The following is a 25,296-nucleotide window of genomic DNA, read 5'->3' as shown; positions in this document are numbered from 1 at the left end:
GTAAGGATGAGGACATGACGACGACGGGTGCCGGACGGCCACGACTGAAGACCCGCACACGGCCGGGTGCGACCGCACGCGAGGAGATTCTCGACGCCGCGGCCGAACTGTTCACCACGCGCGGATTCACCGGAACGTCGACGCGGATGATCGCCGACGCCGTCGGAATCCGGCAGGCGTCGATGTACCACCACTTCGCCACCAAGGACGACATCCTCGCCGCGCTGCTCCTGGACACGGTCGCGGGACCCCTCGCGTGCGCCGAGATGTTGCGAAGGAACTGCCCGGATCCCGTCGTCCGCCTCTACGCGCTCACACTCTTCGACACCGCCCAACTCGCAGAGTCACGCTGGAACCTCGGCGCCTTGTATCTATTGCCCGAGGTGACGACGGATCGGTTCACCGAATTCCGTTCTCTGCGTGGTGAACTCATGGAGCAGTACGCCGATTTTGCGGGCGAGGCCCTGGCGACCATCGGTGATCCGAACGTCGGACGAGCCGCCGCCGCGCTGCCGTTCCGCCTGGTGGAGGCCACCATCAACGCCCGCTCGGACGCCGCCGTCGACCACTCCGGCTCGCCGGCGCCGGGACTTCCGCCCGAGCTCGTGGCGGACGCAGTCCTGCGCGTGCTGGGGCGATTCGGTCCCACCACCGAGATCGCACACCACGCCCGAGGCGTTCTCGACCGGCTCGCGAAAAGTTGTCCACAGCCTGAGCGATGAGGGACGACTGCGGGCCGGACGGTCGGTTACAGTGTGTGCCGAGTCGACCAATGGGGGGTCATCATGGACGGGTTTTCTGCTGCGCCCGATGAGATTCGGGTGTACGGCGACGTCGCGGCGGGGGCCGCGACTCACATCGCGACGGCGGGTGGGTTGGACCTGGCCGCGAACGTCGCTGCACTGACACCGGTGTTCGGCGCGATAGGCGCCGATTTCGTGGCAACGTTCGCGGCCACTCAGACCGCGCACGCACGGTCCGTCGCCGCGCTCGCGAACCACTACGCCGGCACCGGGGCGGTCGCGCACGCGGTCGCCGCCGCATACGACGCCACCGATCACGCCACCGGACGCGTCCTCGGTGACGCGCGCAGCGCCCTGGGAGGCAACGCATGACGACGACACCCGAACCGACCGCAGGCACCGCGCAGCCGACCGTGCTGGATCTGTTGCAGGCGTCCCCCGTCGGGCCGGTCCTGGACATGCCGGTTCCCCGGACACCGATGGAGGCGCTCGCAGCCTCCCCGCTCGGTCCGGCGCTGAACACGCCGTTCGTCGACATCGCCGCGGGGGCACTTCCTCCGGCGCCGGCGCTGCCACCTCTTCCCGAACTGCCACCCCTTCCGCCGCTGCCCGGTATCGATCAACTACTGCAGCCCGTGGCCGATCTCGCGAGCGCCTTCGGGACGGGCGCGTTCGGCGGATTCGACCCCACCGCGTTGCTGCGCCAGTCGTCGTCGGTCATCGACACCGCGCTGTCGATGGGGGTCTCGGGGCTGCGCGCTCTGGACGGTGCCTGGGACGGCTCCGCGGCCCTGGCGGCGCAGTCGCAGGGCGAGCAGGTCCGAATCACCGGAGAACAACTCAGCGAACGCGGCAATGCCATCGCGTCCGTCACCCAGGACGCCGCGGCAACGGTCTCGCGCGGCAATGCGCAACTCGTCGCGGTCGCCGAATCGTTCGCAGCGACCGCCGTGGCAGCCGCTCCGGTCGCGCTCACTCCCCCGGGTCAGACGATGCTGTTGGCCGCGGCCGCCGACCACCTGCAACGCGCGCTGTCGGTGGTCGCCGCGACTCGCGCCGAACTCGCCGGCCACCAGTCCGCGATGGCTGCGCTGGGCGCCGAGATCCCCGTTCCCGCGGCTCCCGCGCCGGCGGCCGGTCTCCTCGCTGCGGGCGGACAGTCGCCCGTCGCGGTCGCGGGGTCGGTGCTCGAGTCCGTGGGCAGGTCGCTCGCCGACTCGTCGCCGCAGTACGGTGACGCGCTTCCGCCACAGACGCACGCCGCGAGCATGGCACCCGTGTCCACCCGCGAATTCGCTCCTACCGCAGCGTCGTTCGGCGGGGCCGGCGGATCCGGTGGCGCCGGTGGCGGATTCGTCCCCGGCTTCGTCGCGGGGAGCGCGGGGACCTGGGCCGGATCGACCGGGCGCGGCCCGTCGGCCGCGCAACCCTCCGTGGCCACTACTGCGACCACCCCGTACGCCGAGGGTGGGACCCGCACGTCCGGTGCCGGCACCCCGGCACCCGGCTACGCCCCGACCGGCACGGGAGCGCAACCGCGCGGGGCGTACGACGACACGGTCCACCGGGGGAACGCCGGCTACCTGGCCGCCGCCGTACCGGGCGACGAAGTGGTCGGCGAGCTGCCGATGGTCGCGCCCGCAGTGATCGGCAGCGTCGAGATCGATGCGCTGGGCGGCTTCGAGGATTCGGGAATCGAGGGCAGGGCGCACTGACGCGCGGTCGGCGCGCTCGGGCTCGGCGTGGTCAGACGAGACCGAGCGCGCGGACGGCGTCGCGTTCCTGCGCGAGTTCGGCGATCGACAGATCGATGCGCGCCCGGGAGAACTCGTCGACGTCCAGGTCCGGCACGATCCGGAACTCGCCGTCGGCGCACGTCACGGGGAACGAGCTGATCAACCCCTCCGGCACCCCGTACGAGCCGTCGGAGCACACCGCCATCGACACCCAGTCCCCGTCGGCGGTACCGGCGGTCCAGTCGCGCACGTGGTCGATCGCGGCGCTCGCGGCACTGGCCGCGGACGACGAACCGCGAGCACGAATGATCGCAGAACCACGTTGCTGCACGGTCGGAATGAACACGTCCTCGATCCACCGGCGGTCCGACACGGCGTCCTCGGCGGGCTTGTTCCCGACGAGCGCGTGGGACAGGTCCGGGTACTGGGTTGCCGAGTGGTTACCCCAGATCGACATGCGCCGGATCGATGCCGCAGGCTCGCCGGTCCGGTGCGCCAACTGCGCGATGGCCCGGTTGTGGTCCAGCCGGGTCAGCGCACTGAACCGGGTGCGTGGCACACCGGGCGCATTGTTCATCGCGATGAGGGCATTGGTGTTGGCGGGGTTGCCCACGACGAGGACCTTGACGTCGTCGGCGGCCGCGGCCTCGATCGCTCGTCCCTGCGTCGTGAAGATCGCGCCGTTCGCGGCGAGCAGGTCGCCGCGCTCCATGCCCTTCGTGCGAGGCCGGGCACCGACGAGCAGCGCGACGCTCGCACCGTCGAAGCCGACGACGGGGTCGTCGGTGATCTCTACGCCGTTCAGCAGCGGGAACGCCCCGTCCTCGAGTTCCATCGCGACGCCCTCCGCGGCGCGGACTGCCGCCGGGATCTCGAGCAATCGCAACCGGACCGGGGTGTCGGGGCCGAGCATGTCGCCGGCCGCGATCCGGAATAGCAGTCCGTAGGCGATCTGGCCGGATGCGCCGGTCACGGTGACCGTGACGGGTGCCTTGTCCACAGGTGCCGCGTTCATACTGCCTCCTCGAGTCGAAGTCGACACCTCCACCGTAGGCACGAATTCGTCGGCGGGAGAATGGGATCGGTCACATCCCACGAGCTACGCCACAGAGTGCCGACCGTCACACCCGGACAAGCTTGGCGAGGTCGCTGCGGTGACTGAGGGCCAGTTTCTCGCACGCACGGTAGATGTGGCCCTCCACGGTGCGGACCGACAGGACGAGACGCCGGGCGATGTCCTTGTTCGACAGTCCCCGGCCCACCAACACCGCCACCTCTCGTTCGCGGTCGGTGAGTGGGAGCGGACGGGCCGCCTTCGCGAGTGCCGGCGTCGTCGCCCCGTCGCAACGTGACGCCAGCCAGTGCGCCTTCGCCGCCGACGTCAACTCGCCGCGTCGATCGTTGGATCGGGAGTATGCAGTCGCGGCCTGCGCGTACGTGTCGGCCGCAGCCAACAGGGTCCCGGTGCGTTCGAACTCTGCCGCGAGCGCATCGAGTGCCGGGCCGTCGGCCTTCGCCAACGCCTGCGCGCGCGCCGCCGCGACCCGCGCGAAGGGTCCGTCCACGAAGGCGGCGAGCTCGCCGAGCCGGGATGCGGTCGTGTAGTCACCGAACGTCGTCGCGACGTCGAGTGCGATCGCCTCGACGGCGAACTGACCGGATCGCGCCGCGAGGTCCGCGCCGCGCCGTGCCGCGTGCACCGCCGCCGAGACCTCCCCCGCCGATCCCGCGACCCAGGCCCGCGCGATGTCGATCAGCGGGTCGAAGAACGCGAGTTCCGGACCGGAGTTGCGTTCGGCGACCACGAGCGCCGCGGCCGCGTCGGCACCCTTGCCCTGCGCGGCACGCACCTGACACAGACTCACTGCGGCCAGCAGCATCCATTCGGAACGGGTCTCGCGGTCCAGGACGGCCAGCGCCTCGGTGAGGTGTTCGGCCGCGTCGTCGAGCCGGCCGCCGGTCAGTTCGACGACGCCCGACGCCACATCGGCCAGGGCCGCGCTGTTCGGCTGGCCGGCCGCCATCTCGCGATAACGGGCGGCGGTCGACTCCGCCGCCGAGAGCCGCCCCACGAGTGTCAGGGCGAGTACCTCGAAGTACCCGATGTGGAAGCGGAGCAGTCCGTCGCCGTGCGAGATCGCCTCCCACGCGGATGCCGCGAGGGCGCCCACCTCGAGTCCGCGCCCCGACACCGTCAGTGCCGCCACCCCGGCGAAGACACCGCTCGCGCGGGCCCACGGGTGCGCCTCCGGGGCCGCCTCCACCTCCCGCGCCAGTGCGATCGCCGTCCCGAGCTCGCGGTCGTACAGGTGCAGCACCGCGTCGAGGGCCACGACGGACACCGCCAGCATCGGATCGCTGATCCGATCGCGCTCACGCCGGAACAGTGCGACCGCTTCCTGCGGTCTGCCGGCCTCGAGATACAGGCTCGCGACGCGGGTCAGCAACCATCGCGCGACGTCGTACTCACACAGTTCGTCGGGGTCCACGGCCGCGAAGACTTCCTCGGCGTCGTCGCCCTTGCCCTGCCACATCAGCGCGCGGCCGAGCGCGAACGACGCGTCGAATCCGCCGCCGCGGCGAACGGCGGCAGCTGCCAGCCGGGCCCCGAGTTCCAGGCTGGCCATCGCGATCGCGTCCTCGGCACCGCGAACCAGCAGTTCGGGATCCGGCTCGATGCCCGACTCCACGGCGAGTTCCGCGATCCGCATCGAGGTCACCACGCCCGGGTCCGGTGATTCGCGCAGCACCTCCACCAGCCGCCGTTTGATGCGCTGCGCCGCGAGCACCCCCGCCCTGTCACGGATGACCTCGCCGAACAGCGGGTGGGCGAGCCGCACCACGTGCGCGTTGCCGACATCCCGAATCCGTACCAAGTCCAGCCGCTCGGCCTCCTCGATGGAGCGCCGGCTGACGAGTTCGCTGAGCACCTCGAGTTCGAGCGGCTCGCAGAACGCCAGGTAGTCCACCACGTCGAGCGCGTCTCGCGGGGTGCGGGCGAACCGTGATTCGAGCAGCGACGCGAGCGCCGCGGACACCCCGGGCCGCCCCCGTAGCTGCCAGACCCCACCGGATCGGCGCAGCGTGCCGCCGTCGAGCGCACCCTCCACGAGGTGCCGCAGGAACAGCGGATTCCCTTCCGACGCCTCCCAGATCGCGTCCGCGCTGAACCGCTCGACCGGGGCACCGAGCACCTGGTGCAGTTCCTCGTCCATCTCCGCGCGGGTGAACGGCTCCACGACGAACGGGGTGAGCAGCCCGTCCTTCCACAGTGCCTCGATCGCCGACGGGACCGGCGCGCCGCTGCGGACCGTGACGACGAGGCGGACGTCGCGGCCGACCGCCAGTTGGTGCACGAGGCCCGCGGAGAACTCGTCGAGCAGATGGGCGTCGTCGACGCCGACGATGGCGGCGCCGCCGTCCGGGGCCGAGCCGTCCTCGGCGAGTACGTCCCGGACCGCTCGCAGGGCGACGACCGGGTCGCGCGAGGTGGTCCGGGCCAGGTGGGGCGCGAAGGCGCCGAGAGGAATGCTCTGGGTGGACTCGGTGCCCACGATCCAGCGCGCCTCACCGGTCAGCGAACCCACCAGTTCCCGCGCCATCGTGGTCTTGCCGACACCGGCGGTACCGACCAGCACCACTCCGCACGATCGTCCGTCGCGGAGCAGTTCCCGAGCGCCCTCGAACGCAGCCTTACGGTCCAGGACGGGCCAGAGACCGACCATGCTTCGAACGATAATCCTGTCGGTGGCCCCCGCGCATCGAACCGCGCAACCCGCAATCAGGGAGTTACTGCGCGGTCGGTCCGGTCCCGCCGCCTCGGATTCGGGTCAGTTCGACAACCCGGCCACTTCCTCGTCGGTGAGGGTCGTCTGCGGCACCCGTCCCGCGTCCCGGACCAGGACGACGGCTCGGTACAGCGGCCGTTCCTCGAGCCCGGCGCCGCGCGCCTCCGCCCGCAACTGGTCGATCAGCAGCGACGCCGCACCGGCGGCCGGAGCCAACTCGCTCGCCGACAGCGCATCGGCGAGCTTGCGCAGGCCGAGCACGTCGAGTTCCCGACCGCCGTCGGCGGTGTAAAGCGCGAGGGGGACGGTGCGGACCACGCGACCGTCACCGATCCGGACGGCCACCTGGCTGATCCGGGCGGCGCGCACGACGAATTCGACGCTGACCGCCCGCGCGACGTCGACGCGGCGCTCGATGAGGCCGTTCGACGCGTGAATCGTCGTACCGGACAGCCAGATTCGACGACGCGTCGCCAGCAGCGCGGAGACCGCGGTGGGCAGCGCGATCACCGCACCCACCGCGAGCGCGACCAGCGGAGCGGCGAAGATCGCCACCACGCCGCCCACGACGACTCCGATGACGACCGCGACCAGCGCGACCTTCCGCATCCGCGGAGCGAGCATCGCCGCCGGGACGAGGTCGAGGGAGAACTCTTCCCCGGACCGCCCGTCAGGCGTCGGCAAGAATCGAACCGATCTGCGCGACAACGCCTTCCATGGCCACCGACGTCTGTTCTCCGTTGCTCAGATCCTTGACGGCGATGGTGCCGGCCGCGAGGTCCTCGTCGCCGAGCACCAGCGCGATGCGAGCTCCGGAACGATCCGCGGCCTTCATCGACCCCTTGATGCCACGGTCGCCGTACACCATGTCGACGCGGATCCCGGCCGCACGCAGCGCGTGGGCGATCTTCACCATCTCGGTCTTCGCGGCGGCGCCCAGCGGGACCCCGAAGACCTCGCAGCGGGCGGGGTTGCCGGCGGACTTGCCTTCGGCCGCGAGCGCGAGGATCGTCCGATCCACCCCGAGGCCGTACCCGATGCCCGACAGCGGCTGACCACCGAGCTGCGCCATCAGCCCGTCGTAGCGACCGCCGCCGCCGATACCGGACTGCGCGCCCAGGCCGTCGTGGACGAACTCGAACGTCGTCTTGGTGTAGTAGTCCAGACCGCGCACCATGCGGGGATTGACGACATACGGCACCCCGAGGGCGTCCAGGTGCGCGAGGACCTCGTCGAAGTGCGCCTTCGCGCTCTCCGACAGGTGGTCGAGCATGAGCGGCGCGTCCGCCGTCATCTCCCTGACGTGCGGCCGCTTGTCGTCCAGGACGCGCAGCGGATTGATCTCCGCGCGGCGGCGGGTGTCCTCGTCCAGGTCGAGCCCGAAGAGGAACTCCTGCAGGCGCTCCCGGTACTGCGGCCGGCAGGTGTCGTCGCCGAGCGAGGTGATCTCGAGGCGGAAACCGTCGAGACCCAGGCTGCGGAACCCGGCGTCGGCGATCGCGATCACCTCGGCGTCGAGCGCGGGATCGTCGACGCCGATCGCCTCGACACCCACCTGCTGCAACTGCCGGTAGCGGCCCGCCTGCGGGCGCTCGTAACGGAAGAACGGGCCGGCATAGCTGAGCTTGACGGGAAGCTGACCGCGGTCGAGGCCGTGCTCGATCACAGCGCGCATCACACCGGCCGTGCCCTCGGGACGCAACGTCACCGAACGCTCGCCGCGATCGGCGAACGTGTACATCTCCTTCGAGACGACGTCGGTGGATTCGCCGACGCCCCGGGCGAACAACCCGGTGTCCTCGAAGATCGGGAGTTCGATGTGGCCGTAGCCCGCGAGCCGGGCCGCGCGGGTCAATCCGTCGCGCACGGCGACGAACTCCGCGGACTGCGGCGGAACGTAGTCGGGAACGCCCTTGGGGGCCGAGAAGGTGCTGAGACCTGACTTACTCACGGTGCCTACTTTTCCTTACTGGGAGGCGGTCAGTCCAACGAGGAACGGGTTGGACGCGCGTTCCTGGCCGATCGAGCTCGAGCCCCCGTGCCCGGGCAGGATCGCGGTGGTGTCGTCGAGCACCAACAGCTTCCGCGCGATCGACTGCAGCAACTGCTCGTGGTTGCCACCGGGCAGGTCGCTACGGCCGATCGAACCCTGGAACAGGGTGTCGCCGGTCAGCGCCACCTGGAGCGGGCCCTCCTCGGTTGCGATCTCGGTGCGCAGCACCACCGAGCCCTGGGTGTGCCCGGGCGTGTGGTCGACGACGAAATCGATGCCGGCGACGGTGAACTCGTCCCCGTCGGCCAGCTCGATCACCTCGTCCGGCTCCAGGAACTCGACGCCCGCGATGAACTGGTTCATCGACGGCCCGATGCCGCGTCCCGGATCGGTGAGCATGTACCGGTCGTCGGGATGGATGTACGCCGGGATTCCGTAGTGCTCGCACACCGGATGAACCGACCACGTGTGATCGAGGTGACCGTGCGTGAGCAGAACCGCTTTCGGCTCGAGTTCCGACTGCGCGAGGAACTGCATGAGCGGCTCGGCGGCGTCCTGACCCGGATCGACGACGACGCACTCCCCCGAGTCGTCGTGCGCGAGAATGTAACAGTTGGTCTGGAACATTCCGGCGGGGAATCCGGTGACGAGCACGGCGACAACTCCTAGAGTACGGGGCGGTTAACGGGGTCATACGGGATCCGGAGCGGATCAGTACAGCCTAGGCCGTCGCCCCGCCAGGATCCTCTCAGGTTGAGGTGGCAGACTCGCGCATGTCCCATGTGCGGTGACGGGCGCCACGGGAGAGTTCCGAAGAAGACCGAACGAAACGTACGGGAGGACGACTGCAGTGCCGAGCAATCAGCAGCGCCGTGAGGCTGCGAAACGAAAGCTGGAACGCCAGCTCGAACGGCGCGCCGAACGCGCACGGAAGCGCAAGCAGATGACGATCGCCGGGTCGATCGTCGGCGCGATCGTCGTGATCGCGGTCGGTGCCGTCGTCGTCACGCTGTCCGGCAAGGACGACAACTCGACGGAGACCACCGCCGCGTCCGAGACGCCCAGCGCCGCTGCGATGCCCGCGGGCCGCGCCGAGCCGCTGCCCAACCTCGTCAACTGTGCGTACACGCCGGCCGAGGCCCCCGCCAAGCCGAACAACCCGCCGCGCGCCGAGGGCATCGACACGACGGTCGCGACGGTCAGCGCGAGCATGGAAACGACGCAGGGCCCCATCGGGCTGACGCTGAACAACGCCGAATCCCCCTGCACCGTGAACAGTTTCGTCAGCCTCGCGTCACAGGGCTACTTCGACGGCACCACCTGCCACCGCCTCGTCACCGGAGAGGGCCTGCAGGTGCTGCAGTGCGGCGATCCGACGGGCACCGGCAGCGGCGGACCGGGCTACCAGTTCGCGAACGAGTTCCCCACCGACCAGTACGCGCCCGACGACCTGGCCGCCCAGACGCCCGTCACCTACAAGCGCGGCACCATCGCGATGGCCAACGCCGGCGCGGGCACCAACGGCAGCCAGTTCTTCCTCGTCTACGGCGACTCGACGCTGCCGCCGCAGTACACGGTGTTCGGCACGATCGACGAGACCGGACTCCAGACCATCGAGAAAGTCGCCGCCGCCGGCGACGACGGATCGATGTCCGCGGGCGGCGGCAAGCCGAACCTGCCCATCGACATCACCAGCGTGAGGTTGGATTGATGAAGCGCACGGCATTCGCGGCAGCCGGACTCGGCCTCGCCCTCCTCCTCACCGCGTGCGGCAGCGACGACGGCGGATCGTCCGACACGACGACGAGTTCGTCGAGCATGTGGACCACCCCCGAGGCCCCGAAGATCGACCTGTCGCAGTACCCGGCGCTGCCCGCGCCGTCCGCACCCGCGGCACCGACCGTCGACTGCACGTACCCGGCCGCCGGCACGGCCGCGAAGGAAGTGCAACCGCCCAACGGGACCGCTGTCTCCACGGCCGGAACCGTCGCCGTCGACCTCACCACCGGCCAGGGGCCGATCGGCATGACTCTCGACCGCGGTGAAGCGCCGTGCAGTGTCAACAGCATCGTCAGCCTCACCGAGCAGGCCTACTTCGACAACACCCCCTGCCACCGGATCTCCACTGCTCCCGGCCTGGGCATGCTCCAGTGCGGTGACCCCAGCGGTCGCGGCAGCGGCGGACCCGGCTACCGGTACGACAACGAGTACCCGACGAACCAGTTCGCACCGAACGACCCGGCGTCGAGCAACCCCGTCGTGTACCCGCGCGGCACCGTCGCGCTGGCCAACGCCGGCGTCGACACCAACGGCAGCCAGTTCTTCCTGGTGTTCGAGGACTCGCTGCTGCAGCCCAACTACACCGTGGTCGGCACGATCTCCGACGAGGGTCTGGCGACGCTCGACAAGATTGCCGCTGCGGGCGTCGAGGGTTCCACGTCCCCGGGCGACGGCACACCGACCGACACGGTCACCATCGAGACCGCCAAGGTCGCCTGACCCGTCCCGAACAGCTGAAGGGTCCCTTCGTGCGCTCCCAACGCACGAAGGGACCCTTCAGCCGTGTATCGGGGGTTCTCAGGCCGCCGAGGTGACGCGGTAGACGTCGTAGACGCCCTCGACGTTGCGGACCACGTTGAGCACGTGACCGAGGTGCTTCGGATCGCCCATCTCGAACGTGAACTTGCTGACGGCGACCCGGTCACCGGATGTGGTGACCGACGCCGACAGGATGTTGACCTTCTCGTCCGCGAGCGCCTTCGTGACGTCCGACAGCAGCCGGTGCCGGTCGAGCGCCTCGATCTGGATGGCGACGAGGAACAGCGACGTCGGCGACGGCGCCCACTCGACGTCGATGATCCGCTCCGACTGCTCGCGCAGCGACGTCGCGTTGGTGCAGTCCGTGCGGTGCACGCTGACGGCGCCGCCGCGCGTGACGAACCCCATGATCTCGTCTCCCGGCACCGGGGTGCAGCACTTGGCGAGCTTCGCCACGGTGCCCGGTGCGCCCGGCACGAGCACGCCGACGTCTCCGGACGTGCGCGATCGGGTGGGGATAGTCGACGGTGTCGACCGCTCTGCCAGCTCCTCCTCGACGGCGGTCTCGCCACCGAGATGCGCCACGAGCCGCTGCACCACGTGCTGGGCGGACACGTTGTGCTCGCCCACCGCGGTGTACAGCGCCGAGACGTCCGTGTACCGCAGCTCGTGCGCCAGCGCGGTCATGGCCTCGGCATTGAGCAGGCGCTGCAACGGAAGACCACCGCGGCGCACCTCACGCGCGATGGCGTCCTTGCCCGCCTCGAGCGCCTCCTCGCGGCGCTCCTTGGCGAACCACTGCCGAATCTTCGCCTTCGCGCGCGGCGACACCACGAACGTCTGCCAGTCGCGGCTCGGCCCGGCGTTCGGGGCCTTCGACGTGAAGACCTCGACGACCTCGCCGTTCTCGAGGGTCCGCTCGAGCGCCACCAGCCGGCCGTTGACCCGGGCGCCGATGCAGCGGTGGCCCACCTCGGTGTGCACCGCGTACGCGAAGTCGACCGGCGTGGATCCCGCCGGCAGTGTCACCACGTCACCCTTCGGGGTGAAGACGAAGATCTCCTTCACCGCGAGGTCGTAGCGCAGCGACTCGAGGAACTCGCCCGGGTCCGCCGCCTCACGCTGCCAGTCGAGCAACTGGCGCATCCACGCCATGTCGTCGACCTCGGCGATGTCGTTCGAGTGCTTGCCCTTGGTCTCCTTGTACCGCCAGTGCGCGGCGATACCGAACTCCGCGGTGCGGTGCATGTCCCGGGTGCGAATCTGCACCTCGAGCGGCTTGCCCTCGGGTCCGATCACGGTCGTGTGCAAGGACTGGTACACGCCGTAGCGGGGCTGCGCGATGTAGTCCTTGAACCGGCCCGCCATCGGCTGCCACAGCGAATGCACCACGCCGACCGCGGCGTAACAGTCCCGGATCTCGTCGCACAGGATCCGCACGCCGACCAGGTCGTGGATGTCGTCGAAGTCGCGGCCCTTGACGATCATCTTCTGGTAGATCGACCAGTAGTGCTTGGGCCGGCCCTCGACGACCGCGTTGATCCGCGACGCGGACAGCGTCGCATTGATCTCCGCCCGCACCTTGGCCAGGTACGTGTCCCGCGACGGCGCCCGGTCCGCGACCAGGCGCACGATCTCCTCGTACTTCTTGGGATGCAGGATCGCGAACGAGAGGTCCTCGAGCTCCCACTTCACCGTCGCCATGCCGAGTCGATGTGCCAGTGGCGCAATGACTTCCAGCGTCTCGCGAGCCTTGCGCGCCTGCTTCTCGGGCGGCAGGAAGCGCATCGTGCGCATGTTGTGCAGGCGGTCGGCGACCTTGATCACCAGCACCCGCGGATCCCGCGCCATCGCGATGATCATCTTGCGGATGGTCTCGCCCTCGGCCGCCGATCCGAGCACGACCTTGTCGAGCTTGGTCACGCCGTCGACGAGATGCGCCACCTCGTCGCCGAACTCGGCCGTCAACTCCTCGAGCGAGTATCCGGTGTCCTCCACCGTGTCGTGCAGCAACGCCGCGACCAGTGTCGTGGTGTCCATGCCCAACTCCGCCAGGATGTTGGCCACCGCCAGCGGATGCGTGATGTACGGATCGCCCGACTTGCGGAACTGCGTCGCGTGCCGCTGCTCGGCGACGTCGTACGCGCGCTGCAGCAGCGAGAAATCGGCCTTCGGATAGAGCTCGCGGTGCACCGCGACGAGCGGCTCGAGCACCGGCCGGATCGGCGCGTTGCGCTGACCGGTGATGCGGCGAGCCAGTCGCGCCCGCACCCGCCGCGATGCCGACGTCGGCACCGGCGCGCTCTTCTCGGCGGGATTCGCCCCGCCGGTATTCGTGGCATCAGTGTTCTGGGAACGATCAAGATGCTGGGTCATGCCGTCACCTCCTGCCACCGCACTGCCACGGCCACTCGGAACCTGGCGGCACTGCTACACCACCAGGCACAACTGTAGTCCTCAGACTCTGACCAGCGATGTCAGCGGGTACCGGTCGAACCGCGCACGCCCGCCCAACTCCTCGATCTCGAGGACGACGGCCACGCCGATCACGTCCGCACCGGCCCGCGCCAGCAGCTCCGCCGCCGCGAGCAGGGTGCCGCCGGTGGCCAGCACGTCGTCGATCACGAACACCCGGCGCCCCGACAGATCGGGCGCGTCACACGGAATCTCCAGTGTCGCGGCGCCGTACTCGAGCGCGTAGCTCTCGGCGTGCACCGGCGGCGGCAGCTTGCCCGCCTTACGGACCGCGAGGACGCCGCATCCGAGTTCCATCGCGACACCGCCGCCGAGCAGGAACCCGCGAGCGTCGACCCCGGCAACCAGATCGGCTCCGACGCCGGCGGCCGCGAGACCCTCGATCACCGACCGGTATCCCGGCCCGTCCGCGAACACCGGCGTGAGATCCGCGAACCGGACACCGGGCGTCGGGAAGTCGTCGCACCAACGGGTCAGACGGGAGACCGCATCACCCGCACGCTCGAGCGCCGAGGCGAGTTCCGGGTTCGTGGCTTCGGGTGCATCCATCTGAGAAATCACCTGAGAAGTATCCACCTGTCCATGTTCCATCCCGAACCGGACCTCGTCGGATTGGGCACGACGGCGTGCATGCCCTTCGAGTGCGCGATCGTGCGGGGCTGGTCGAACAGCGGGATCGTCGGCATCTCGTTCCACAGGATCGCCTCGGCCTCGCCGAGCAGCGACATGCGGGCCGCGAGCGACGCGTCGACGGCGAGCTGGTCGACCACCTGGTCGAACCGGCGGTTCGAGAAGCCGCCGAAGTTGTCGCCGTTGCCGGTCCGCAGCGCGAACGCCGCGTCGTCGATCGAGTCGGTCCCGGCAGCACCGGCCGCGGACGCGGTGCCTGCCAGCACCGCATCGACCTGTCCGGCGCGCAGCGCCGTCGGGGAGAAGTCGGGTGAACCCGCGTCCTCGACGGTGATACCGGCGCCGGCGCAGGACTCGGCGACGATCTGCACGGTGCGCGCACGACGCTCGTCCGGGCCGAGGTACCCGACACGGACGGTCAGTTGCTGCTGACCGGCGGCCTCGCGCGCTCCGGGGATGTCGGGGTCGGTGTACGTGCCGCCTTCCGCGGCGACCGCCGACGGGTAGAACAGCGTGTCCGGCCCCGTGATCCGGGAGTCGATCACACCCGATCCGATGCCGTCCGCACGGTCGAACCCGGGGTGACCGAGTTCGTCGTACAGCCGCTGCCGCGGCAGACACAGCGCGAACGCGCGGCGGGCGTCGGGCGAACCGAACACACCCTGCGTCGCGAGCACGAACTGCTCCACACTGCGCGACGGCTCGTGTGCGACGTCGAATCCGCCGTCCGGCTCGAACCCGGCCAGCGAACCGGCACCGATGTCCACGACTTCGACGTCCCCGGCATCCATTCCGGCCTGCACGTCGGAGCCCTTGGGCCACACCACGATCCGCGACGTCTGCGGCTTGATACCCCACCACCGCTCGTTCTCCACGAGCACCAGGCCGTCGTCGGTCGTGTACGACTCGATCCGGTACGGACCCGACGACGGGAACTTGGCCAGTTCGAGGTCGCCGGGCTCGAGACGCCAACCGGTGTTCCAGAAATCCGCGATCCGCCCCACCGCGTCCGCATCGCCGGAACGGATAGCACCGACCAGGTCCGGCACACCCGCAGCCTGCGCGGCGACGTGCGCCGGCATCAGCTCGGTGGCGCCGAACAACGACCGCCAGCCGAGGTAGCCGCGGCCGGGCGAGAACACGACCGTGACGTCCTTGGCCCCGGGCTGGCAGTCGACCCGTTCGATGTCCGCGTAGCCGGCACGCGTGGCGGCGTCGAACATCGGCACCGCACCGCTGTCGCCGGGCCGGGTGAAGCGGCCGCTGCCGGCCGCCCATGCGAGCACGAAGTCGTCACACGAGATCGGCACCCCGTCCGAGTAGACCGACGACGGGTTGAGTCGGTACTGCACGGTGAGCGAGTCCCCGGGCACCACGCTCGCGGTTCCGAAATCGGTGTCCGCCACCGGTGCACCCGACGGACCCGTGTAACTCATACCGGTGAGAACCCGACCGAACGACTGCAGCGCCCCGGTCGCCGAGCCCTCGACGGTGTTGCCGTTGTAGGTGGTGACGACGTTGTCGATCGCGTAGCCCAACGAGGGCACCTGATCGGTCGGTTCACTGCTGCACGCTGCGGTCGCGCCGACCGCGGCCGCGGCGGCCAGGGCGACGATCGACCTGGCCGCCCGGCGGCGGAACCTGCTGCGACTGGTGGCGTCCGCCATGTCAGTGCCTCTTCTTGTTGCGCTTCCCGGTCGGTACCGCACCGGGTCGCGGCGCGGGACCCGCCGCCGCGCTAACCCGAGGTTCGGGCTGCGACGCCCCGACACGGGTGCCGGCGGCCGCCCTCTTCGCGAGCACCTTCTTGGTGTGTGCGGCGACCGGCCCCCACCGTTCCTTGATCGACACCAGCATCGGCGTCGCGGTGAAGATCGACGAGTAGGCGCCGACGATGATGCCCACCAACTGGACCAGTGCCAGATCCTTGAGGGTGCCGATACCCAGCAGCCACACCGCGACCACCATCAGCGCGATCACCGGGAGGATCGAGATGACCGTGGTGTTGATCGACCGCATCAGCGTCTGGTTGACGGCCAGGTTCGCCTGCTCGGCGTACGTCCGCCGGTTCAGGTGCAGGATTCCCCGGGTGTTCTCCTCCACCTTGTCGAACACGACGACGGTGTCGTAGAGCGAGAAGCCGAGGATCGTGAGTAGACCGATCACCGTCGCCGGCGTCACCTCGAAACCGATCAGCGAGTACACGCCGGCGGTGACGATCATGTCGAAGAACAACGACACGATCGCGGCGATCGCCATGTCTCTTTCGAACCGGACAGCGATGTAGATGCTGACGATGACGAGGAACACCACGAGCGCGATGAGCGCCTTCTTGGTGATCTGCCCGCCCCACGTCTCGCTGACGTCCGCGACGCTGATCGCGTTCTTCGACGTGTTGCCGTTGCTGTCCTTCGGCTGGAACTCGTCGTACAGCGCGTTCTGCAGCTCGTTGACCTGACCGGCGTCGAGCGCCTCGGAGCGGATCTCGACCGACGAACTCGAGCCCGAGCCCACCGTCTGCACCGAGACCGGCTCCTGGCCGAGGGTGTCGCTGTAGACCGTCTCGACCTGTTCGGTGGTCACACCCTCCGGGGTCGGGAACTGGATGCGGGTGCCGCCCTCGAACTCGATGCCGAGGGAGAAGCCGCGCACGAGGATACTCAGGAGCGACAGCGCGACGATCGCACCGGTCAACCAGTAGTAGAACTTGCGGCGTCCGACGACCTCGAATCCGCCGGTACCGGTGTAGAGCCGCTGGAGCCAGCTGTGGTGCGGCAGCACTGCACGATCGGAGGCTGCCTCGGTCGCCCCGGAGGAGGTTGCAGAGGTGTTCGACTCACTCATTTTCATGCCTCCTCGGAGGTCGACGCCGCGACCAGCTTGCGTTCGCGAGCGACCTGCTGGACCGCGCCGAGACCGTTGACGCCGGGCTTCGACCAGAAGCGGGACTTGGATGCCATGTACACCAGCGGCCAGGTCACCAGGAACACCACGACCACGTCGAGGATCGTCGTGAGGCCGAGGGTGAACGCGAAGCCGCGCACCTGGCCGACGGCGAGGACGTACAGGACCGCAGCCGCGATGAAGCTGACCGCGTTACCGGACAGGATCGTCCGGCGCGCACGCGCCCAACCACGTGGTACGGCGGACCGGAAGCTCCGGCCCTCGCGCATCTCGTCCTTGATCCGCTCGAAGAACACGACGAACGAGTCGGCTGTCATGCCGATACCGATGATCAGACCGGCGATGCCCGCCAGGTCGAGGGTGAAGCCGATGTACCGGCCGAGCAGCACCATCACGGCGTAGACCATGAGACCCGACAACACCAGTGACAGCGCGGTCAATACGCCCAGCATGCGGTAGTAGACGAGGCAGTAGACGAGCACGAGCACGAGGCCCACCGCGCCGGCGATGAGGCCCGCCTCGAGCGACGCGAGTCCCAGGGTCGCCGAGACCGTCTCGGCCTCGGACGCCTGGAACGACAGCGGCAGCGACCCGTACTTGAGGGTGTTCGCGAGTTCCTGCGCCTGCGTCTGGTTGAACTGGCCGGTGATCGAGGTCGAGCTACCGGCCGGCGTCGCACCCTGCACGACGGGCGCGCTGACGACCTTCGAGTCGAGCGTGAAGGCGGCCTGCTTGCCGATGTTGGCGGCGGTGAACTGCGCCCAGGTGGAGCTGCCGCTCGACTTGAAGCTCAGGCTCACCTCGTAGCGGGACTGCTGCGTGTTGTAACCGGAGCTGGCGTCGGAGATCTCCTGGCCGTCGATGATGCTCGGCGCCAGCAGGTACACGGTGGTGCCGTCCGTCGAACAGGCGACGAGCGGCAGATTCGGGTCATCGTTGCCCTGGAGCGGATCGGGCGCCGAGCAGTCGAGCGTGGCCATCGCCTGCTGCTGGACCGCCGGGTCCTCGCTCTGACGTGTCTCCTTCGCCTTGGCGATCTCGGCTGCGGCTGCCTCGGGAGAACCGGGTACAGGCTCACCGGGCGCGGGAGCGGGCGCCGGAGACGGCGAGGGTTCGGCCGGCTCGGTGGGATCCTGCGCCGGGAACGGGCGCTCCTGCACGTCGGGGGTGGCGGCGGGCTCGGTCGGCGCCGGAGCCGGCGTGGTCGGGGCCTGCGTCGCAGGTGCCGGCTGCGCACCGGGGGCAGCTGCGGCCTGCGAGCCGACGACCGGGCGAATGTAGAGCCGGGCAGTCTGACCGAGCGACCGTGCCTGCGAGCTGTCGTCGCCGGGCACCGTGATCACCAGGTTGTCACCGTCGATCACCACCTCGGACCCGGAGACGCCCAGGCCGTTGACGCGCGTCTCGATGATCTGCTGGGCCTGACGGAGGCTGTCCTGGCTGGGTGTACTGCCGTCCGGTGTCCGCGCGGTGAGGGTGACACGTGTTCCGCCCTGCAGGTCGATCCCGAGCTCGGGAGTCGGGGACTTGTCTCCGGTGAAGAAGACCAGCGCATACAGCGCGGCGACGAGCGCCGTGAAAACGGCGAGCGCGCGCACTGGGTGCACCGATCCTGTCGAAGGTGCCACGGTCTGTCTGTCTCCTCGGTACGTGCGGTTCAGATGATGACGCAAAGGTGATGACGCAAAAAAGACAAGCGAGCCGCTCGGCGGGCCGAGCGTGAACACGCCCTCGTCGGCAGGGGGAAATCCTGCCGACGAGGGCGGCTACCGCACTATTCGCCGTTCAGGCGACGCTGCGTGTCGTCCGGGGTCTCGTCGTCGTGCTCGACGGACTCGGTGCCGGCTGCGTCCTCGTCGACCACATGCTCACGGACGACCATCCGCGACCAGGTGGTGACGACACCGGGAGCGATCTCGAGATCGACCGTTCCCTCGTCCAGTCCGGCCACCGTCGCGTGGAGGCCGGCAGTGGTCATGACACGGTCACCGATCTTCAGGGAGTCCTGCAGATCGGCGGTCTTCTGCATCTCCTTCTTCTGGCGCCTGATGCCGAGAAACATCGGCACGAGCAGAGCAAGAATCAGAAGCGGAAACAGCAATTCCATCAGGAAGTCAGTCCTCGGGTTTCGTCATGTAAGGCGTTACACACGGCGATGATCACGGGACCGGTCGGCCCCGCGCTAGTGACCAGTGTGCCACTAGCGGGTCGCGCGAAAGGGAAATCGTCACCGATGGCATTTCGCTCATATCGAACAACGAGGGTTCCCGGGCGGTGAAATCACCTCACGATTCATCCCCGTCCGGGTCCTGCGGGTCGAACAGACCGAGCTGCGGTTCGCGGGCGCGGACCTCGATGCCGCCCACCGCGGCGTCCGGCGGAGGTGTGAGGCCCAGTTGCGCCCACGCGGCCGCCGTCGCGACGCGACCGCGCGGCGTCCGGGCGATCATGCCCGCCCGGACCAGGAACGGCTCACACACCTCCTCGACCGTCGAGGGTTCCTCCCCCACCGCGACGGCCAGCGTCGAGACTCCCACCGGCCCACCACCGAAGCTTCGGACCAGCGCGCCCAGCACCGCCCGGTCCAACCGGTCGAGGCCGAGCTGGTCCACGTCGTACACCGCCAGCGCCGCCTGCGCGATCTCGCGGGTGATGATGCCGTCGGCGCGGACCTCCGCGTAGTCACGGACCCGGCGCAGCAGCCGATTCGCGATGCGCGGCGTGCCACGCGAGCGCCCCGCGATCTCCGCACCGGCCTCCTCGCCGAGTTCGATCCCGAGGATGCCGGCCGATCGGAGCAGGATGAGCTGCAGCTCGTGCGGCTCGTAGAAGTCCATGTGCGCGGTGAAGCCGAAGCGGTCCCGGAGCGGCCCGGTGAGCGCACCCGAACGGGTGGTGGCTCCGACCAGAGTGAAAGGGGCGACCTCGAGGGGGATCGACGTCGCGCCCGGCCCCTTCCCCACCACGACATCGACCCGGAAGTCCTCCATCGCGAGATACAGCATCTCCTCGGCGGGCCGCGCCATCCGGTGGATCTCGTCGATGAACAGCACGTCGCCCTCGACCAGATTGCTGAGCATCGCCGCGAGGTCGCCGGCGCGTTCGAGCGCGGGACCCGACGTCAGCCGCAGCGAGGTGCCGAGCTCCGTCGCGATGATCATCGCCATGCTCGTCTTACCCAGGCCGGGCGGTCCGGACAACAGCACGTGGTCGGGAGTCCCACCGCGCAGCTTCGCGCCGGTGAGCACCAGTTGCAGCTGTTCGCGGACCCGCGGCTGGCCGATGAAGTCGCTCAGGTTCTTCGGACGCAGGCTCGCTTCGACCTCGCCGTCCGACGAGACGAAATTCGCCGTGACCGCCGACTCGTCCGACGCGTCGCGGGCGCCTCCGGCGTCGTCCATACCGTCGCCGTAGATCATCGTGTCTTCCCGAGCAGCGCGAGTGCCGACCGCAGGACTGTGGACGTCGGAGCCTCCGGATCGGCCGCCACCACGGTGTCGGTGGCCTTCTCCGCGTGCTCGAGCTTGAAGCCGAGACCGGTCAGCGCCTCGACCACCTGGTCACGGACGACGCTCGCGGACGTGGCCGCACCCGCGCCCGGCAGATCACCGGTCACGGCGACGGCCTCGACCTTGTCGCGAAGCTCGACGACCATGCGTTCGGCGCCGCGCTTGCCGATGCCCGGAACACGAGTGAGCGCGGTGACATTGCCCTCTGCGAGGGCCTTGCGGAGCGCCTCGGGTTCGAGGACCGCGAGTATCGCCATCGCCAGCCGCGGCCCCACCCCGGACACCGTCTGCAGCAGGCCGAACAGATCTCGCGACTCCGCGTCGGCGAAGCCGTACAGCGTCATCGAGTCCTCACGGACGATCATCGCCGTCAACAGGCGCGATTCGTCGCCCCGCCGAAGGGTCGCCAGGGTGGCGGGTGTCGCGTTGACGCGGTACCCGACGCCCGCGGCCTCGATCACCGCATGGTCCAGCCCGACCTCGAGAACCTCACCCCGAACCGAAGCGATCACCGTGTTCCTGCCTTTCCGGCCGCAATTTCCTTCAGCCGTGCCTCGTACCGCCGCTTCTGCTCCGCCGCCGCCGCTTCCATCGCGGCCATCCGCTCGAGCATCGGCGCGCGCCAACAATGGCAGATCGCCAGCGCGAGCGCGTCGGCCGCATCGGCCGGCTTCGGCGGGGTGTCCAGTCCGAGAATGCGGGTGACCATCGCGGTGACCTGCTTCTTGTCGGCGGTACCGCTACCCGTGACCGAGGCCTTGACCTGGCTCGGCGTGTGAAAGCACACAGGAATACCCCGCTTGGCCGCCGCGAGGGCCACCACACCGCCGGCCTGTGCCGTCCCCATCGCGGTTCGTACATTGTGCTGCGCGAACACTCGCTCGACCGCGACGACCGTGGGCCGGAACCGGTCGAGCCACTCGTCGGCCGCCTCCGAGATCCGCAGGAGACGCGACGCGAGTTCCATCTCGGGCGGGGTCCGCACGACGTCGACCGCCACGGGCCTCACCTCCCGGCCACGGCCCGCGTCCACGACGCCGAAGCCGCATCGCGTCAGGCCGGGGTCGACACCCAGAACACGCACGCGCCCACCTCTCGCACTACTTTCCGAACAGTTGTTCGAGCATAGCGGGAGGTGGGCGCGTGACGATGCACCAACACGCAGTCGGCGCCGCCGGAGCCTAGGCGTCGAGTTCGGCGAGCACCTCGTCGGAGACGTCGACGTTGGTGTAGACGTTCTGGACGTCGTCGGAGTCCTCGAGGGCGTCGACGAGCTTGAACACCTTGCGGGCACCCTCGGCGTCGACCGGAACCTCGACGGACGCACGGAAGTCCGGATCGGCCGACTCGTAGTCGACGCCGGCATCGACCAGCGCGGTGCGGACCGGGATCAGATCCCCGGCCTCGCACACGATCTCGAAGCTCTCACCGAGATCGTTGATCTCCTCGGCACCCGCCTCGAGCACGATCTCCAGCAGATCGTCCTCGGTGCGACCGTTCTTCTCGAGCACCACGACGCCCTTGCGCGTGAACAGGTACGAGACCGAACCGGGGTCCGCCATGTTGCCGCCGTTGCGGGTCATCGCGGTGCGAACCTCGCCGGCGGCGCGGTTGCGGTTGTCGGTGAGGCACTCGATCAGCACGGCGACACCGTTGGGGCCGTAGCCCTCGTACATGATGGTCTGCCAGTCGGCGCCGCCGGCTTCCTCGCCACCGCCACGCTTGCGAGCGCGCTCGATGTTGTCGTTCGGGACCGAGCTCTTCTTGGCCTTCTGGATGGCGTCGTAGAGGGTGGGGTTACCCGACGGATCGCCACCACCCGTACGAGCTGCCACCTCGATGTTCTTGATCAGCTTCGCGAACATCTTGCCGCGCTTGGCGTCGATCACGGCCTTCTTGTGCTTGGTGGTGGCCCATTTGGAGTGGCCGCTCATTCGTGGGAGCCCCTTCCTGCAGTGCGCCGTGGCAGATACGACAAATCCCACGGCAATTCGACTGCACACTTGTCGGAGATTCGATGCTACCTGCACACCCGTCCGGTCCGGACACACCGCCTCCCCCGGAAGGTTACGATCCGGTAGATGTTGCCGACGTTCCCAAGACAGCGCGTCGGGCACAATGGACCCTTCCAGAGACATCAACGATGTGTGATCGAGAACGACGGACGGCGTCTCTCGCGCGGGGGCGCGAACATGCGGATGCCCGGATCGTTGGGGGAAAGGCGAATGAATGCGCACTCACAGACCGGGATCGACCCACCGTCTGAAGAAGCGACTGATCGGACTCGTGGCGGCAGCTCTGCTGTTGCCGGCGCTGACGGCGGTGACGGGCACGACCACCGCGAACGCTGCCCCACGCGGTGGCTACGAGGAGGCGTGGGTCGACTCGACGATGGGCCCGATCAAGGTCCAGATCCAGTGGGCGGCGCGCGGGGGTAACGCCGCTCTCTACCTGCTCGACGGCATGCGCGCGCGGGACGACCGCAACGCCTGGTCGTTCGAGACCAACGCGTTCGAGCAGTTCGCCCTGGACAACGTCACCCTGGTGATGCCGGTCGGCGGACAGTCCAGCTTCTATACGGACTGGTACGCCCCGAGCAACTTCAACGGGCAGAAGATCACCTACAAGTGGGAGACCTTCCTGACCCAGGAACTGCCCGCCTACCTCGAGACCCGCGGCGTCTCCCGCACCAACAACGCGGTGACGGGTCTGTCGATGGGCGGCTCGGCGGCGCTCACGCTGGCCGCCTATCACCGCGACCAGTTCAAGTTCGCAGGTTCCTACTCCGGCTACCTCAATCTGTCGGCTCCCGGCATGCGCGAGATGATCCGGATCGCGATGCTCGACGCCGGTGGGTACAACTCCGATGCCATGTGGGGCCCGCCGTGGGACGGCCGGTGGATGCGCAACGATCCCTTCGTGTTCGCACCACTGCTCAAGGGTCTGTCGATGTACATCTCCTCGGGCAACGGCCTGCCCGGCGAGTACGACGCACCGGGCGCTCTGCTGGGATCCCTCGGCTCGTCCGATCTGCGCGGTTCCCTCGGATCATCGGGTTCGGTGACGTCGTTCAACACGTCCAACGCGATGGGTCTCGAATCGCTGGCACTGATGAACACCCGCGCCTTCGAGGCGCGGCTGAACAGCCTCGGGATCCCTGCGACGTACGACTTCACGCCCGACGGCACGCACGCGTGGGGTTACTGGTCCGCGGAGTTGTGGAAGTCGCGTCCGCAGATCCTCGACGCCCTGAACGCGTGGTGACGCGCCCCTCGGACGCTGCCGGGTTTGGGGTCAGTTACCCCGCACCATGTCGACGAACAGTTGGTGGACGCGACGATCGCCGGTGACCTCGGGGTGGAACGAGGTCGCGAGGACCGGGCCCTGCCGCACGGCCACGATGTGGTCGGCGGCGGGGCCTTCCGGCACCCGGGCCAGGACGTCCACACCGGGCCCGACCCGCTCGACCCACGGCGCGCGGATGAACACCGCGCGGACCGGATCGCCGTCGATGCCGGTGAAGTCGAGGTCGGCCTCGAACGAGTCCACCTGACGTCCGAAGGCGTTGCGCCGCACCGTCATGTCGAGCCCGTCGAGGTGCTGCGCATCGGGGCGGGTGTCGAGCACCTCGCTCGCGAGCAGGATCATCCCGGCACACGAGCCATAGGCCGGCATCCCGTCCTCGAGGCGGGCACGAATCGGATCGAGGAGATCGAAGACGGTCAGCAGCCGACTCATCGTCGTCGACTCGCCGCCCGGAATCACCAGGCCGTCCACGGATTCGAGTTCGGAGAGTCGGCGAACGCCGAGCGCACGGGCGCCGCTGGATTCGAGCGCCGCGAGGTGCTCGCGGACGTCGCCCTGGAGTGCGAGCACGCCGATGGTCGGTTGTTTGGTCACGAGAGAATGTCCTGCACTATTCGACGCTATTGACTACGGAAACGCTATCAGCCACTGCTGACGCGCCCCGCATCCACCGATCCGCACGGATCTACCCGGGATCGCGCCGCAGGAGTCGCGTGAGGCCCTCCTGCACGACGGCGGCCACGAGATGCCCCTCGCGATTGAAGATGCGCCCCTGGGTGAGCGCCCGGCCGAAACCGGCAGACGGGGACGACTGGTCGTAGAGCAGCCAGTCGTCGGCCCGGAACGGACGCATGAACCACAGCGCGTGATCGAGTGACGCACTCTGGATCGGAGTATCCGGATGGGTGGTGCTCGCCGACGCCAACAGCGTCATGTCGCTCATGTACGCGAGGGTGCAGATGTGGAAGACCGGATCGTCGGGTAGTTCCTCGCGGGAACGGAACCAGACCTGCTGTTGCACCGGCACACCCCGCCGACGCTGGATCTGCTCGGTCGGCACGTAGCGCAGGTCCCAGTCCGCCCACTCGCGGAACTCCCACGACTTCTCCTCCGACGCGAGCGACGCCGCGTCCGGCAGGTCCTCCGGCGCCGGCACGGTCGGCATCACGTCCTCGTGCTCGATGCCCTCGTCGAGCACGTGGAACGACGCCGACATCGTGAAGATCGCCTGCCCGTCCTGCACAGCGGTCACGCGACGGGTGGTGAACGATCGGCCGTCCCGGATCCGGTCGACGAGGTAGACGATCGGCATCACCGGGTTACCCGGCCGCAGGAAGTAGCCGTGCAACGAATGGACGTGGAAGTGCTCATCGACCGTCCGCACCGCGGACACCAGCGCCTGCCCGGCGACCTGTCCGCCGAACGTGCGCGGCAGCATCGTCTCCGTCGCGATACCGCGGAAGATATCCCGCTCGAGCCGCTCGAGTTCCAGGATCTGCTCGATCTTCGCCATCTGGGCCCCTTCCGCCGCGTGCGCTCAGGCTAGCAACGCACGAACGCGGTGACGGCCGCACCGGGCCGTCACCGCGTTCGTCGTGTTGTGTTCTACCGGCTGAAGGTCACCAGCCGCGCTCGGCGAGCCGGTGAGGCTGCGGGATGTCGTCGACGTTGATG

23 protein-coding genes are annotated in these 25,296 nt (G+C 69.0%); 6 read left to right on the top strand and 17 right to left on the bottom strand.

Annotation, left to right across the window (positions count from 1 at the left end; all coding sequences use genetic code 11):
* Positions 1 to 14: 14 nt before the first annotated feature.
* The 3 genes from A6I89_RS23730 (at position 15) to A6I89_RS23720 (ending at position 2,458) form a co-directional block, all read left to right on the top strand.
* Positions 15 to 722 (top strand): TetR/AcrR family transcriptional regulator, encoded by a 708-nt coding sequence (locus tag A6I89_RS23730; protein ID WP_022595667.1) that lies wholly within the window; start codon positions 15 to 17, stop codon positions 720 to 722.
* Positions 723 to 785: 63 nt separating this feature from the next.
* Complete coding sequence (locus A6I89_RS23725; RefSeq protein ID WP_005513513.1) at positions 786 to 1,115, top strand: type VII secretion target; 330 nt, start codon at positions 786 to 788, stop codon at positions 1,113 to 1,115.
* Entirely contained in the window at positions 1,112 to 2,458 is a 1,347-nt protein-coding gene (locus A6I89_RS23720; protein ID WP_022595665.1) for a hypothetical protein, read from the top strand. Before A6I89_RS23725 ends, A6I89_RS23720 begins: the two co-directional genes overlap by 4 nt.
* A 31-nt stretch (positions 2,459 to 2,489) precedes the next feature.
* Here A6I89_RS23720 and A6I89_RS23715 read toward each other — a convergent pair whose 3' ends face one another.
* The 5 genes from A6I89_RS23715 to A6I89_RS23695 all read right to left on the bottom strand — a co-directional run bounded on the left by A6I89_RS23715 (position 2,490) and on the right by A6I89_RS23695 (position 8,914).
* Positions 2,490 to 3,494 (bottom strand): malate dehydrogenase, encoded by a 1,005-nt coding sequence (locus tag A6I89_RS23715; RefSeq protein WP_005513515.1) that lies wholly within the window; start codon positions 3,492 to 3,494, stop codon positions 2,490 to 2,492.
* 106 nt (positions 3,495 to 3,600) lie between these two features.
* Positions 3,601 to 6,204 (bottom strand): helix-turn-helix transcriptional regulator, encoded by a 2,604-nt coding sequence (locus A6I89_RS23710; protein WP_022595662.1) that lies wholly within the window; start codon positions 6,202 to 6,204, stop codon positions 3,601 to 3,603.
* A 105-nt stretch (positions 6,205 to 6,309) separates the two neighbouring features.
* A complete protein-coding gene (locus tag A6I89_RS23705; protein ID WP_044990999.1) occupies positions 6,310 to 6,891 on the bottom strand; it encodes a hypothetical protein in 582 nt (193 codons plus the stop codon).
* Positions 6,892 to 6,937: 46 nt separating this feature from the next.
* Complete coding sequence (hisS, locus tag A6I89_RS23700) at positions 6,938 to 8,218, bottom strand: histidine--tRNA ligase (protein ID WP_022595659.1); 1,281 nt, start codon at positions 8,216 to 8,218, stop codon at positions 6,938 to 6,940.
* 15 nt (positions 8,219 to 8,233) lie between these two features.
* Positions 8,234 to 8,914 carry an MBL fold metallo-hydrolase gene (locus A6I89_RS23695; protein WP_005513520.1) on the bottom strand — a complete coding sequence of 227 codons (681 nt, stop codon included), beginning with the start codon at positions 8,912 to 8,914 and terminating at the stop codon, positions 8,234 to 8,236.
* Positions 8,915 to 9,110: 196 nt separating this feature from the next.
* Here A6I89_RS23695 and A6I89_RS23690 point away from each other — a divergent pair, with 196 nt between their 5' ends.
* Positions 9,111 to 9,971, top strand: coding sequence for a peptidylprolyl isomerase (locus A6I89_RS23690; protein ID WP_005513521.1), 861 nt, complete (start codon positions 9,111 to 9,113; stop codon positions 9,969 to 9,971).
* Positions 9,971 to 10,759 carry a peptidylprolyl isomerase gene (locus tag A6I89_RS23685; RefSeq protein ID WP_013415862.1) on the top strand — a complete coding sequence of 263 codons (789 nt, stop codon included), beginning with the start codon at positions 9,971 to 9,973 and terminating at the stop codon, positions 10,757 to 10,759. Before A6I89_RS23690 ends, A6I89_RS23685 begins: the two co-directional genes overlap by 1 nt.
* 78 nt (positions 10,760 to 10,837) lie before the next feature.
* On the opposite strand, the gene A6I89_RS23680 is transcribed toward A6I89_RS23685, so the two are convergent.
* From A6I89_RS23680 to A6I89_RS23635, 10 genes are all read right to left on the bottom strand, one after another.
* A complete protein-coding gene (locus A6I89_RS23680; RefSeq protein WP_005513524.1) occupies positions 10,838 to 13,174 on the bottom strand; it encodes a RelA/SpoT family protein in 2,337 nt (778 codons plus the stop codon).
* Positions 13,175 to 13,255: 81 nt separating this feature from the next.
* Positions 13,256 to 13,822 (bottom strand): adenine phosphoribosyltransferase, encoded by a 567-nt coding sequence (locus tag A6I89_RS23675; RefSeq protein ID WP_013415861.1) that lies wholly within the window; start codon positions 13,820 to 13,822, stop codon positions 13,256 to 13,258.
* A gap of 8 nt (positions 13,823 to 13,830) precedes the next feature.
* The gene (locus A6I89_RS23670) at positions 13,831 to 15,570 is read right to left on the bottom strand and encodes an ABC transporter substrate-binding protein (RefSeq protein WP_022595657.1); all 1,740 of its coding nucleotides are present in this window, start codon (positions 15,568 to 15,570) and stop codon (positions 13,831 to 13,833) included.
* Position 15,571: 1 nt separating this feature from the next.
* A complete protein-coding gene (gene secF / locus A6I89_RS23665) occupies positions 15,572 to 16,747 on the bottom strand; it encodes a protein translocase subunit SecF (protein ID WP_013415859.1) in 1,176 nt (391 codons plus the stop codon).
* A 2-nt stretch (positions 16,748 to 16,749) separates the two neighbouring features.
* Positions 16,750 to 18,435, bottom strand: coding sequence for a protein translocase subunit SecD (gene secD, locus A6I89_RS23660; protein ID WP_049910348.1), 1,686 nt, complete (start codon positions 18,433 to 18,435; stop codon positions 16,750 to 16,752).
* A gap of 146 nt (positions 18,436 to 18,581) precedes the next feature.
* Complete coding sequence (gene yajC, locus A6I89_RS23655; RefSeq protein WP_005513536.1) at positions 18,582 to 18,914, bottom strand: preprotein translocase subunit YajC; 333 nt, start codon at positions 18,912 to 18,914, stop codon at positions 18,582 to 18,584.
* Positions 18,915 to 19,092: 178 nt separating this feature from the next.
* Positions 19,093 to 20,208 carry a Holliday junction branch migration DNA helicase RuvB gene (gene ruvB, locus A6I89_RS23650; protein WP_044990997.1) on the bottom strand — a complete coding sequence of 372 codons (1,116 nt, stop codon included), beginning with the start codon at positions 20,206 to 20,208 and terminating at the stop codon, positions 19,093 to 19,095.
* Positions 20,209 to 20,222: 14 nt separating this feature from the next.
* A complete protein-coding gene (ruvA, locus tag A6I89_RS23645; protein WP_013415856.1) occupies positions 20,223 to 20,828 on the bottom strand; it encodes a Holliday junction branch migration protein RuvA in 606 nt (201 codons plus the stop codon).
* Positions 20,825 to 21,400, bottom strand: coding sequence for a crossover junction endodeoxyribonuclease RuvC (gene ruvC, locus A6I89_RS23640; protein WP_022595653.1), 576 nt, complete (start codon positions 21,398 to 21,400; stop codon positions 20,825 to 20,827). The genes ruvA and ruvC overlap by 4 nt, the downstream gene beginning before the upstream one ends.
* Before the next feature lie 97 nt (positions 21,401 to 21,497).
* The gene (locus A6I89_RS23635) at positions 21,498 to 22,250 is read right to left on the bottom strand and encodes a YebC/PmpR family DNA-binding transcriptional regulator (protein ID WP_005513541.1); all 753 of its coding nucleotides are present in this window, start codon (positions 22,248 to 22,250) and stop codon (positions 21,498 to 21,500) included.
* Between the two features lie 295 nt (positions 22,251 to 22,545).
* Between A6I89_RS23635 and A6I89_RS23630 the strand changes: the two genes are divergently transcribed.
* Complete coding sequence (locus A6I89_RS23630; protein ID WP_005513542.1) at positions 22,546 to 23,580, top strand: alpha/beta hydrolase; 1,035 nt, start codon at positions 22,546 to 22,548, stop codon at positions 23,578 to 23,580.
* 30 nt (positions 23,581 to 23,610) lie between these two features.
* On the opposite strand, the gene pdxT is transcribed toward A6I89_RS23630, so the two are convergent.
* Positions 23,611 to 24,216 carry a pyridoxal 5'-phosphate synthase glutaminase subunit PdxT gene (gene pdxT / locus A6I89_RS23625; RefSeq protein WP_005513543.1) on the bottom strand — a complete coding sequence of 202 codons (606 nt, stop codon included), beginning with the start codon at positions 24,214 to 24,216 and terminating at the stop codon, positions 23,611 to 23,613.
* Positions 24,217 to 24,307: 91 nt separating this feature from the next.
* A complete protein-coding gene (locus A6I89_RS23620) occupies positions 24,308 to 25,135 on the bottom strand; it encodes an acyl-CoA thioesterase (protein ID WP_022595651.1) in 828 nt (275 codons plus the stop codon).
* Positions 25,136 to 25,296 lie beyond the last annotated feature (161 nt).

This window comes from Prescottella equi (assembly GCF_002094305.1).
GTDB lineage: Bacteria > Actinomycetota > Actinomycetes > Mycobacteriales > Mycobacteriaceae > Prescottella > Prescottella equi.
Note: the sequence above shows the minus strand (reverse complement) of the source record. Positions and strands in the feature narration are given on the sequence as shown.